General features: G+C 32.6%; 7 protein-coding genes and 2 pseudogenes. 3 read left to right on the plus strand and 6 right to left on the minus strand.

What is annotated here, in order from left to right; genetic code table 11:
- The 5 genes and pseudogenes from J7E63_RS27840 to J7E63_RS27860 all read right to left on the minus strand — a co-directional run.
- Window positions 1-478: pseudogene (locus J7E63_RS27840) on the minus strand (IS6 family transposase); the annotation flags it as partial.
- Between the two features lie 202 nt (window positions 479-680).
- Complete coding sequence (locus J7E63_RS27845; protein WP_215018409.1) at window positions 681-1,016, minus strand: hypothetical protein; 336 nt, start codon at window positions 1,014-1,016, stop codon at window positions 681-683.
- 259 nt (window positions 1,017-1,275) lie between these two features.
- Entirely contained in the window at window positions 1,276-7,662 is a 6,387-nt protein-coding gene (locus J7E63_RS27850) for a DNRLRE domain-containing protein (RefSeq protein ID WP_215018411.1), read from the minus strand.
- A 751-nt stretch (window positions 7,663-8,413) separates the two neighbouring features.
- Window positions 8,414-8,650 (minus strand): hypothetical protein, encoded by a 237-nt coding sequence (locus J7E63_RS27855; RefSeq protein ID WP_215018413.1) that lies wholly within the window; start codon window positions 8,648-8,650, stop codon window positions 8,414-8,416.
- 532 nt (window positions 8,651-9,182) lie between these two features.
- Window positions 9,183-10,097 carry a tyrosine-type recombinase/integrase gene (locus J7E63_RS27860; protein ID WP_215018415.1) on the minus strand — a complete coding sequence of 305 codons (915 nt, stop codon included), beginning with the start codon at window positions 10,095-10,097 and terminating at the stop codon, window positions 9,183-9,185.
- A 352-nt stretch (window positions 10,098-10,449) separates the two neighbouring features.
- Here J7E63_RS27860 and J7E63_RS27865 point away from each other — a divergent pair, with 352 nt between their 5' ends.
- Window positions 10,450-11,454: a DUF3231 family protein gene (locus J7E63_RS27865; protein ID WP_215018417.1), complete on the plus strand. Its 1,005-nt coding sequence runs from the start codon at window positions 10,450-10,452 to the stop codon at window positions 11,452-11,454.
- Window positions 11,455-11,663: 209 nt separating this feature from the next.
- Window positions 11,664-12,152: a hypothetical protein gene (locus J7E63_RS27870; protein ID WP_215018419.1), complete on the plus strand. Its 489-nt coding sequence runs from the start codon at window positions 11,664-11,666 to the stop codon at window positions 12,150-12,152.
- A gap of 201 nt (window positions 12,153-12,353) precedes the next feature.
- On the opposite strand, the pseudogene J7E63_RS30700 reads toward J7E63_RS27870, so the two are convergent.
- Window positions 12,354-12,450 (minus strand): annotated as a pseudogene (locus J7E63_RS30700) (recombinase family protein); the annotation flags it as partial.
- A gap of 876 nt (window positions 12,451-13,326) precedes the next feature.
- On the opposite strand from J7E63_RS30700, the gene J7E63_RS27875 reads away from it, so the two are divergent.
- On the plus strand, window positions 13,327-13,759 hold a 433-nt coding region (locus J7E63_RS27875), incomplete at its 3' end, for a helix-turn-helix domain-containing protein (protein WP_215018421.1).

Here is a 13,759-nt window from a genome sequence, read left to right on the forward strand (position 1 = left end):
AAATTATGGGTGTCAAAAACATCCTGTTTCAGTTGTTGAATGGCGACTGGATAGGCTGGGTTCTTATCAACTGTTATGACACGAGGCTTCGAAACATGAAAAGACCGCAAAGCTTTCTTGAAAAAGCGCTTTGCAGCCTTTTGGTCTCTTGTTTTGCTTAGGTAAAAATCGATTGTGTTTCCTTCGGAATCCACTGCACGATACAGTTCATCCATTGACCTTTTACTTTTATATACGTTTCATCCACTCTCCACGAGTCATTGGTTTGTTTGAGATGACGACGGATTCGTTTGTCTAATTCAGGACCATACTGATGAACCCAACGCATGATCGTTGTATGAGCAATGAATAAGCCCCGTTCTTCCATCATTTCCACTAAATCACGAAAACTGAGGTTATACCGTAGGTACCATCTTACCGTTAACAAAATAATGTCAGGTTGATAATGCTTCCACTTGAATACATTTTGCTTTTCCATACTGATCACACACCTTTTTTTAGAGTAGTAGTATCAGTATGTCCTAGATTTAAAGATTAATTGCATTTATCTTGAAGTTTTGGCAACAGAACCCGTTAGACAGTTATTTTACTTATCATTAGAATAAAATATATTAAAATTCACAATTCTTTCATGTTCTTATGTGCAAGTTAATAGCTTCTCATAACCAATGATATACATTTTAATTAATATACTTTTTATGTTGTATTATTCGTTTACATATTGTTAATAGTAAGCATAAAAGTGGTAGTCCTTCGATAGCAAAAAAAGCTTCCCAAAACTGTACCACTGTACTTGAAGGTGAATCGGTTGCCATTCCACCTATAATAAGAGCCATTGGTAAACATAAGAAAACAAGACCAACTGAAATCCAAAGTTGTTTGGAAGTTGTTCCTTTTTCCTTCTGAAGGTCACCTCCTGTTTTAAACCCTTTGCAAATCCAAATCAGAAATATCAAAAATATAATAATAGGAATACCTGGAACCAATACCAACTCAAGCCAATCTTGTTTAGACATTTCACACCTCAAAATATATTAATTTCACTTTTAAAAATGGATACTTATTAGTTCACTTAATAGGATGAGAGCTCCTTCTTCAACTAATCTGCTCCGTTAAATTAGTAAAAAGCGATTCTTTGCTATTAAGCATATAACCTCTTAGCTTATTAAGGGTTACATAAAATTTGCAGAATATAGTGCACGTATTGCATCAACAGCGTGACATTACTGTCAAACATTGAATACCATATAATACTTAAGAATAATTACACTATTATTAATAGAAACCTATCTCTTCAAAGCGTACTAACTTATGGAATTCTAGATTATTATAATATACTTTTTTGGGCATAAATATTTTAACTATACCTAAATTATCACCTGTTAACGTTGAAATAGGATCTCCAAAAATCATATAATTTGTAATTGAACTGTCGTACATATACTTTTTGTCATTTATCATTTTCCTGATATGTTCTACACCCGGTGCATTAAAAGTATAAGCTTTATTCGGTACACTAACACTCAAATTTTTATCTACAATATCTGATTCTATATATTGTGCTAAATACCCTCCCAATGAGTGACCGGTAAAAAATAATTTATTTATATTTTTCTTTTCATTCTTCCACAAATCTGATACTACGTATAAAGCTTGTTTCGTTTGAGCACCTTTTCTACCGAGTACAACTTCGTTTATATCAACTAGAACATCTCTTTTTTCTTTTGTCCCTTTATAAGCTATACAAAAATCAGATTTTCCATTTGAGAGTTGTTTTTTATATATTCTGGCTTGAAAACTAGCATTTCCGGTTATATTTTTATAAACCCTCCAACCATTAACATATGTTCCTACTGGAGCATACCCTTTATCAATATATACATTACTTGTTAGAGAGCGCATTTCTTTATCTTTAGTGGTTGGATAATATTTTTTATTATCTCCGGTGATAGCATACGCAGACATTCCATCTGGGTCGATATTAGATTTCGGATTATTATTAGCATAATAATATCCATTAATTAATATTGGAATATCATTTTGCGTTGGAAGTAATGGATTTAAGAAATTACCATTATCAGGATTGAAGTATCTAGCATTCAAGTAATAATGGGTGGTTTCTTGATCAAAATAATAACCTGCATATCTAATTGGGTTATCATCCGCAAGCTCCCCTGAAGAATTAATAATATTTCCATAAGAATCGTAGGTGTATGTTGCAACTTCATGTCCCGATTCATCTAATAATTTAAGTATATCTCCACGGTAATTTGTTATGAAGTAATATACTGATTCTTTCCATGCTCCTGCAGTATCTTTTTGTTTCCAAATTACACTAACAGGGTTCCCTTCATTATCGTAAATATAAGAACGGTAACCAGAAATTACTCCATCTAATTTAATTACCTCAAGTAATAAATTTGATTTTTGATAGTAATATTCGATCTCTTCATTTCCAATAATTTTCTTTGTTCGTTGATTCTCCTCATCATATTCATAAGTTGCCACAATCTGGCCATCGATTGTTTCCACTTTTGTTAGCTGGCCTAATAGATTATACGTGTATCTATACCTTTCATCTGTTAATAGATTTCCATCATCATCATATGAATATTGATTAGGATTACTGTTCCTTATGGATATTTGATTTGCATCATTGTAAACATAAATATCTGTTGAAGTTGAGAACCCAGATTTCAAAATTTCACGTTTAGTTCGGTTACCCGCGTTATCATATTCGTATTTTATTGTCGTACCGTTTGATAAATCTTCTTGTACTAGCCTTTGATTTTTGTCATATACAAAGGAAGAAACAGTACTTCCCGTTGTTTCTTTTGTTATATTTCCATTTTTATCATATTCAAACCTAGTTTGTTGTTCATTACCAAACTGATTTACAGTGATACTAGTAAATTTATTTTCTTCATTATATTGAACAGTTTTGCTTATTTGATTATTTACACTTATTGATCTCGTTTTAGCAATATCATCTTTATTCATAATAATACTTGCTTGGGAATTACCTTGCTCATCATAAATATTAATATTCTTCATTTCATTTTTTTCATCGAAAGTATACAAGGCAGTTTTATTAAATGGAATTGTTGCTTCATTATACTCAGTCTTAATGCTACTTAAAACATTATTACTATTATAACTATTTGACTGTTTAAATAGGCCTTGTGAAAATGTTAATAAATCTTTATTATCGTTATACACATAGTCTTTCTTTAGTGCTCCAAACTGTACTGAACTCAACATTTCATTTTCATCATACAAATAATTCCAGCCTAACTGTTTTACATCATTTTTATAAATACCTACATTCGCAATATTTTGAGAATCATTATAAGAAATTCTTTTTTCAATAAGTGAATTTCGTGTAAATTTGGTAAGATTCCCTTGATCATTATATTCATATTTTAAAGTCATTTTTTTACTTGAGGTCACAGGGATTGTAAACTCTTTAATTTTATTCATATTAGAATAAATAAAAGAAATATTCCTGCCCAGACCATCCACCATCCTTGTCATATTTTCATTTTGATCATAAAAGTAACTTGTTTTACCACCTTCAGGTTGTGTTGTTGAATTTAATTGTAAAGGCTTTAACAAGTCATATTCAAATCTTGTTTTATTTCCAAGATCATCTGTCTTCGAAATCACTGCACCATAATCGTTATATTCAGTAACTAATCGATAATTATTTTCATCAATCTCAGTAATAGAATTCGTTGTATCATCGTATATTGTTGTAATGGTTTTATTATTGGGACTAATTATCTTTGTTACCCTACCATATGGATCTACCTCATAGGTTGTAGTTCCTTTTGAATTAGTAATAGTTTTCTGCCATTTATTTGATGGATCATAGGTGTAACTTGTTAATTCCTCTACAGTTTGATTATTTTCATCTTTATAAATTTCTTTAGAAGTTAATAAGTTATTAAATGTATCATACGTTTTAATTTGTTGATTACTGTTTGAATCCGTAGATGTTAATTGATTTCCTTGGTTGTCGAATGTGAATGTTGAAATAACACCATTATCGTTTACATTTAATATATTATATTGTGAATCATATGTTCTTTCTTTCGTTTCATTTTCATTATTAGTTTCTTTTACAATGGCATATGTGTCATTTTGTATATCTCTATAATAGAAAGTTTTTATACCTGTAGATTTTGCAACTAGATACTGATTACCATCAATATTAAATTCATAAACTGTTTGTAAACCAGCTTGTCCCTCCTGAGGTTCATTAACGGTAACATTATTTGGCCCATACCAAATTTCTTTTTTTATTCCTTTTGAATTTATAACTGTAATTAGTCTTCCTAAACTGTCATAACTATAATCGTTTTTAAGTGTGTTTGCAGGGTTATTTACATCCGTTACCATTACTTCTTTTAATGTTTCATCTGCATTGTAAGAGTATGTGTATTTTTTATTTACTAACTGAGCAGCTCCAATTAAGTTACTTGTTCCAATATACGTAAAAGTAATCGGTTTTCGAATAGGTGTATTACTTTCATTAATTTCTGATATTTTTATTAGTCGATTACTACTGTCGTACAAGAATTGTATCGTATTATTAAAACGATCTTTATAGAAAGCTAGTCTATAAATATTAGGTGTAGTTTCCTCAAATTGTTTTTTAAATCCTGCTTTATCAGATAATTCATACCCATTTTTTCCGTTAATTGTTATTGACTTTAAAGATAAATATTTACCTTTCGGTGATATGAAACTACCTGTAGTAGAATCGTATAAAAACTCATGTTTTGTATCGTCTTCATCTATATAAACAACTTTGCTCAGTATATTCCCACTATCCTTTACTGCACGCAAACTTTCATTACCTGTGAAAGTCCATCCTTTACCTATTGGGGATTTTTTAGTTGAAAGAGAATTATATACGCGGTCGAACCTGTAACCGAGTACTCCTCTTGTATAAAGGCTAGCATCACTAAAGCCCGCCACAACATTCCCATTTGTAACATTAACAGAAATGGATCCTTCATCAAAACTATGTGTTCCAAATGTCCAGTAGTCCTCTTCCCCTAGTCGAGGATGCGTAGTTATTAAAGGTGTATTCGAATAGATAGTTTCGCCATCCTGGTGGTTATAGGCACTTAACCTAAAATAAATCCTATCGTTTTTAGCATAAGATGTACCCATTTTTGAATATAATATACTTGGATTGCTTGGAAAATCTAATCCTTTACCATCTGTATGAAATATATTCTTATCAGAAGTAGCATTAGCTATTTCACTTTCTGTTGGCCAAATACCTTTACCCTTTGTGCTCCAATTTAAAGTATTTCCAACATCAATTGCTTCATAAAATTTCCCATTAAATATCCAAACTTTGTAGCCAGTAGCGTCACTAATTGGCTCCCAAGTTAAATTAGTATAATTACTAAAGTCATCTATACTATATGTTATTCCATCAGGTGCCCACGGTACAGGTAAATTTGTTATTCTTGGCATATAAGCATCGGAATTGATTGTTTCTCCTTGTGCATTATATGCACTTACTCTTATCCAAAAGTTTGTATAGTTTTCATATCTAGTCCCGGCATTGGCATAAACAGGTGATGGATCTAAAGCCAATTCAGTACCCAGATTATCGGTTAAATGTAATTTATATCTACCTGATGCAATTTCTGTTGAAGTTGGCCAATATTTTTTACCTTTAGTGGTCCAAGAAGTTACATTCCCTACATCTTTAGATTCATAGGAACTCCCATTAAAGATCCAAATCTTATATCCAGTTGCCCCAGCTATTGAATCCCACTTAAAATCAATATATCCAGTACCATTTCCACTAGAATAGCTTGTACCAGTAGGAACAGCGGGCAAGGCTAAATTCGGGATGTAAGGATAAATTGCGTCTGACATACTGCTTTCACCTTGCGAAAATATAGCACTGACCCTAAACCAATAGTTTTTGTTAGTTGGATAAATCCCACCTGAATTCTTGTATACCGGTGAAGGGTCAACAGAGAGTTCTGCCCCTAATTTATCCTGATGCAGGTCATATCTCCCAGATGCTATTTCTGAAGCTGTTGGCCATATTTTTTGATTGTTAGTGGACCAAGAGGTTACATTTCCTACGGTAAAAGATTCATAGACTTTTCCATTGTAAATCCACACTTTATATCCGGTCGCACCATCCACTTGCTGCCATGACAGATTAATATATCCCGTTCCATTGCCGTTGCTATAATTCTTTCCCGTTGGTGCCTGTGGGACAGGAATTGTGTAATCAATAGATAAATAAGGCTTTAAAGTTGAATTGGTAGATGAAACAACCTTTTTCCAGAAGGTTTGACCATTTCCATTTGTATGCAATTTAAATCCGTAATTTGCTTTGGTTCCATCTACCCAGGCTTTAACAGTGCTTGTAACATCAAAGTTCGCCCATTGCTCCCGCATCACATTCACTGATGAAATATTGGTAGAGGCCGGTTGGTTATTCCATGTCATACTTCCAGCTGCCCAAGAGCTATTGACGGTATCCAACCATAATCCGTTAGCTGTTGTAGAATAATAGGAATGAGTAACATAAACATGAAAATCAGCATTTGTTACAATCATATTATCCAGGCTTGATAGACTTTGATTTAAAAAGGCATAACAGGTTCCTGTAGTAGAATCATAATAGCCTGATTTTAATACATATTGACTTTGTGCTGAATCCCATTTATCAGAGGAATCACCATAATTCGTTGTTGGGTACGCACTCATAACAAATGTATCGGTTGATGTAGTGATACTTGTGGAAGGGTCAATATAAACCGGATAAACCCTTTTAGGGTCTTTTAACCAATCATTATCGGCTTGCACGGTTAAAATGTAACCATCAGCCACTTTTTTCAAATCAAATGAAACATCATCTGACCTAGAAACCTCTCCAGAATGATCATCATAATTGGAATCCGTCATAAATGGTTTAGGCAAATGATAGACTTTTACTTCGGTTCCATTAACAAAGAAATCAATTGAACCGTTTGGTTGAATCTTTGCTTCAAGATCGGTAGCCAAATGAAAAGTAAAAGTATTATAGCCTGTATAAGAATGTAATACCAAGTCTTCTTTGCTATTTTGGTCAAATGTAATATTTCGAAGGTCAAGCTCAGGGAAAACCCCTTTATATAAAATTTCATGACTTTTATTTTTATATTTAGCAGAGACATCCTTGACAGAAATCGTTTTAGCTTCTCCGGAAGCTTCTAGTAACGAGTATGTTACTTCTTGGTTATCGTAATTAAAGTTAGCATATTGACCATTTATCATATGCTTATTAAAAGAGGCATTCAGGATCGCATTTTCTGTACTTATATTTGTATTATCGGTATCTACAATTTCTGAAGATATTTCTTCCCATTCTTTTTTTCCTTTTTTTTGCTTATGTATGGGTTGAAAGTAAATTTTCTTGGTGAATTTTCCATCTCCATTATAAAAGACCTTGCTGTTTGCTGTCCTTTTCTCTATTACTTCTCCCTTAGGTAAATCAAAAGTTGTGACAGGATCACCCACCACTTGGTCTTTTTCTTTCGCTATCTGATCCCCATTCTGTGCTCGTCCATTGTTGGGGACACTACTAAAAATTAGTAGAAAGACAAGAAACAAAGCCAATATCTTCTTTAATTTCAAAATAAACCCTCCCAAATAATTATATATAATACTATCATTCTTATTTTATTTACACATTATTACAATTATCAACACATTTCTAGCGACAAATTACCTACACTTTCGACATTTCACTACAATAACATATGCTCTAATACCTAATAATTAGTAGTATTGAATAAAAGTGAATTGTTAAAATTTCTACAAAAAACTGGCTCTTCGCTATTCGGTATTGAAAGAATAACTTATTAGGGGTTGGTGGCTTCCTGATGACAGCATATTTGACGAAAAAAGTTATATCCGTAAAAGATAAAAAGGGCTGCAGCGTAATGTCCTTTTTATCTTTACATAAGTCAGCTTTTGTAGCGTTTCTAAAAATTTGTGCCTAAAGGTCCCTTAAGGGCTTAAATTATGTCGAAACTCGTCCATTTTTACCAAAGGATAGGTTATTATTGTTTTTGTACAATTGCATAGCAGGGTAGGCGATTGAGCCTCTCATTGGGGAGGTGATATTGTATGGAGTTTTGGATCTTGATTTTAACAGCAGTATTAGTTGTTATTGGAGCACTTCAATTACTTATCACAATAAAAAAGTAATCCACCCTATCTCTTTGGCCGGAAACGGGTGGATTACTCTAAGACCGCGTAATGTACATAAATTTTTTCTTTTAATAAAAAGGTCAAAAATGCAGTAACTTTTGTAGAAGATAAATACCCAATAAAATCCTTTTTTCCAATAGATAGTCTTGTTAACTTTAATTCAACGTCGTTTTCAATATTCAACTTGTTCCTTAAATAAACGAAATTTATTATTAATATCTATCAAACTTGAACTTAATACTACTCCACCAAGTACAAAGTCTGCAGATTTATCGTAACTTAGTTCCCCATTTTTAATACTATACTTTCTTACGTTATTGGTTTCGTCATAAAAGAAATGATATTTTTCATCGAAATTTAAGTACTCACCATTAATCTCACTATAAAAATTTATAGCTGCTTCTCTCACATCTGAATAGTCCATACAATTCACATAGTGGAAACATCTCTTTTCCACTTTCCTTTCATTTTTTCTACAAACTAATTATTTTTATTAAATGGTAATATTTACTCAATACCGACTCTACATATCACACAGGATTTATCGTTTTCGAAAATTCACCAAATTCTTTTCCATTAATTATAATTTCCATTAGAACAACAAAAGACTAGGTACTCCTTTTAGTTAATTATTTATTTTTTGTATTGCTTAAACTTCTTACTTTATATATATATATCTAGAAATGTTCTAAAAAATATTTTACCAAAAATTGTCGAATTAAAATCTACTAATTTGTTTTCATTAATGGAGAGTTTAGATTATTGAAAAATATTTTAATATTATTCTTCTTCAACAATCTGGCCCCGATTGTTGAATGATAAATAGCCTATGCTCCCCATAAGTATAGGCTAATTTTTACGAGTTTCTTCTATTATATTTATACGTTTTTACTTTCAATTAAACTCGTATTTCTTAACTAACTAAGATCATCTTCACAAAATCAAAATTTTGGCAAAGCTTCTACAGCATCCGCTAAGTCACTATAGGAATCTTTTAAATACCTTGCCGTAGTTGAAATGTTGCTGTGACCAGCGAGTCTCCTAACTTTTTCAATATCATTATTAGTTGCTTTTAACATCCATTTGCAAAACGTATGTCGGAACATATGGGGAGTTAATTTTTTCTTTGGCAAACTGTAACTTTCAAGCATAGACTGAATCCCACGAACCGTAAATTTGGTTGACCTCTGGCTATAAAACACATAGGGTGACTCTTCCACATGAGGTTTACTGTTTGACATTTCTGCTCTAAAAATTAACCAGTCGTACAGTTCCTGCCACAAGGTATTGGACATAGGCACCGTCCGAAGCTTCCGACCTTTCCCCAATATCCTAATACGCCTTAACTCTAAGTCAAGATCGGTTAACTTTAAGTTTGATAGTTCATCGACCCTCAAACCCGCGTATGTCAATAAATAAATAATAGCTCGATCCCGACGGTACTTTTCTTCGGGATTCACTCCCCTACTTTTGACCGGTGTCTTTCTCACACGATTTAATAGATCTTCAAACTCCTCTTCTGTCAGCCACATGATTTTTTCTGAATCATCATCAGCCGATTTGATATCCTGAATTTCATCCATCGGGTTATGCTGTAGCTTCTTATTTTTAACTGCCCAGGAATAAAAACTGCGCAAAGCATTTAACCGACGATTAATGGTGGTAATAGCCAATGGTTTTCCTTCTTTTGAATTTAACATACCAGTGATCCATTTTCTTACATCTGTTGCTGTCACAAAATCGTCTGGTTTAATATGTAAATCTTTTAAAAAAATAAGGATATCATTCCGATAGGAAATAACGGTTTTTGGGGACTTGTCTTTTTTCTGAAGATTAGAAATATAATCTTCCACCACGACTCTCACCTCTTAACTTATATGCTGAGTTTAACTCTCTCAAAATCACCTGAAATCGAACTAAAAATAAACATTATATGACGAGTATAACATACTATTTTAATAGTTTAAATGTATATAATGTATATTATATGCGTAGTTTAATCACTAGCTTGATGTCGTCATCATTAAACTAAAATGAAAAAATATTCATTTTTACTTTTCCATGAAATCATAAACCTTTTTAAATTTAAAAGTGGCCAAGACTTTTCACTCATCATATGCGAATTCATAATACGATAAATATTTATTTACATGATTAGGAAAGATAACATGAGGATTTCATTTCAAATTAATGGAGGAAGAATCTCTTATGCATAGTGAAAATTACATTAAACTAACATCTGCTGAAATTTCACAGCTGTGGTCTGCCTACATGAATGATAGCCTATCCATTTGTGTACTTAAATACTTTTTGGAAAAAGCAGAGGATCCTGAGATTCGTCCTGTAGTCAAATATGCATTGGAGTTAGCACAGGCACACATAAAAAAACTTACATTAATCTTTAACGGTGAGAAATTTCCCATTCCATATGGATTTAAAGAAGAAGATGTTGATATTACAGCTCCACGATTATTTTCGGATTCTTACTTTCTTTATTATCTACAACAATGGAGTTCAATAGGGTTAAACGCTTACAGCATCTCGTTGACATTATCAACACGTTCTGATGTATTTGATTATTTTTCAGAATGTATTGATGGTTCAAAGAAACTTCACAAAAACACAGGAAATGTTTTACTATCTAAAGGTCTCTATATACGAGCGCCATATGTTACGACTCCTGAAAAAGTCGATTTTATTCGAAAACAAAACTTTTTAGCTGGATGGTTTGGAGAACGTAGATCACTTACTACGTTAGAAGTAACAAATCTTTATGCTAATATTCAAAGAAATGTGTTAGCTATGTCAACATTCATTGGCTTCAGTCAAGTGGCAAAGTCAAAAGAAGTGGGTAACTTTTTCTCAAGAGGAAAAGAAATTGCTACAAAGCATATTGAAATTTATAGTTCCGTTTTAAATGAAAATTCCCTTCCAGCTTCTGTGTCTTGGGATAACCAAGTATTAGACTCAACCGTTTCCCCTTTTTCCGATAAACTAATGATGTTTCATGTAAATGCACTAGCCGCAGGCGCCATTGGATATTACGGGACAAGTTTGTCAACAAGTTCCAGACGTGATTTATCTACCAATTACCTCCGAATTTTAGGTGAAGTCCTAAAATATACAGAAGACGCTGCAAACATAATGATCGATAATGGGTGGATGGAACAACCTCCAAAAGTAGTGGATCATGATAAACTATCTAATACTTAGAAGGAGATAAAATGACAAAAATAGATCAACTTGCAAGGGTCCTTTGCAGCTGTGCATTACCAAGCTTTCCATTCTTTAGAATTCTTGATTAACATTCAATCAAACTTTAACGAAGTAATAATGTTAAGCTTTTATGGTCATATTCAATCAGCAATAGATAGAACGAAATATTAATGTCTGTTTTTTTATAAAAATAAAGGAGACATATTATGGAAAGAATTACACAAAACTTAGATTTGTCAGCAAAAGGTATATGGTTTCCAATTACTCTAGGTACTATCGCTTTGATTTATATAATTTTCATGCCGAAACGATTAAGTTGGAGAGAAATTTATTTTATCTTTGGTACGACTGGCTATGTAGCAATAATAATAGATGTGTTCCTTATGTTAAATTACTTAGATGTATTTGATCTAGGTCGTGACCCAAAGCAAGAAGGAATTGGTGATTTGATAAGTATGGGTATCATCCCTTCCTGTTACGCTACAATATTTCTTAACTATTTTAAACAAGAAAAGAAATGGATATATGTTACCCTTTTTACGATCGTGTCCTTTTTTTCTGAATGGATGCTTGTTCAAATAGGATATATGAAGTTAAAAGGATGGCATACTCTGTGGTCTATCCCTGTATTCATTATTGTTTTTGGTTTTTGGTTACCTTGGCAATTAAAGTTACTACGAAAGCGTCATACATAATTATTGAACAAAATATTAGAAACTTGTATATCGCATTGACATTCAATTAACATAATGATGATTCCAGGAAACAGAAAAAGCCAATCCCTTGATACTTAAGGGCTTGGTTTTTGTTCGTTTTTTATCGTTTATACATCGTTGATACATCAACGTTTTCGGCTTCTGAAGAAGCTAGCAGCTGCACAAAAAAGGAGAGTTTTATACAAAGACTATCTTTAAATTGAGTGGTATCCAATAAAGGCATATCCAGTACCACAATGTCGGCCTGGATGTTTTACGTAATGTCATTCCACTCTTGTCCCTCACTTCAATTCTTATTTCTCTTATTCTACTATAAAACGTTCGTAAAAATATAATAAAAACAGTGACCGTCCGTAAATTATTTTTTTAGTTTTACGAACGTTGAAATCGGCCATTTTTGAACAAAAAATACCTGTTCGAAAAAGTGTACATTTTCGAACAGGATTAAATGAATAAAACTTTAGCACATTATTTTTATATAAAAAATGTTAAGGTTTTATATACTGAAGCTTATTAAGTTGCACTTATTCAAACAGAAAAAGCTCTAAGGAGTGATCCCTATAGCCTTTTCTATAAGATAGTTCTAAACATTCTCACTTATCTAATAATCCCCCATCATTCTTACCTGGTTTAAAAATTAGAATTTTTGAAGCGGAATCTACCTTTCTTCCCATGTTCAGGTATGGGAGCATAAAGAATCCGTAAAAGCATCGAATCAATGACCGCGAAAAGGTGACTGTCTTAAATCTGGCTGAATTATGAAAAGCTTAATTTGAAATAAATCTAGTTTTAGCGTCAATTTATTTGTAAGGTTTAATCGTTGCTTTATCAGAAGATTCACGAATAACGGGTAATACAGGTCCAGATGGTTCTTTACAATTGCAACTATGGGTATTCTTCTTGAAGTTAAGCCTTTAGAAAAAATATGGTTCTGGTGCAAATATACTTGTTAAAAACATAGAATCTCAATACCCTTTTCATCTATGAATTATGATGCTACTCCAAATAATTTATGTATGAATTCAACCTCTGTAAGTGCTAGACTAAATTGAACAGTTTACGACGAATAATTTTGAACACTTATTTACTAATATTGTTCCCCACCTTATGATAGATTTTTAAACTTCTATGATTAGGCGGAGGAATTGAAAAGGTGGATAAGTTTGAAATGTATGTTGAAATTAGAGGAATGCTCAATCAGAAATACAGTATTTCTACTATCGCTCGGAAACTAAATATATCAAGAAATACGGTTTACAAGTATATTCGCAAATCACCAGAGGAAATGGCAGAGTGGACGGCATCAACAATGTCTAGGAGTAAGAAGTTAGACATTCATAAGGAATTGATCCTTCATTGGTTAAGAGAATTTCCAGATTTAACTGCAGCTCAAGTGCAAGACTGGCTTAAAGAGAAATATCCTGAATTCAAAGTTGGGGAAAGTACAGTAAGAAGCTATGTAAGGTGTCTTCGAGAGGACTATCAAATCCCAAAAGAATCAAGCACTAGGGATTATCAAGCAGTCCCAGACTCTCCAATGGGTGAACAAATACAAGCAGACTTTGTGTATACGGCCACCCAAAAGT

This window comes from Bacillus sp. ISL-75, from assembly GCF_018613095.1.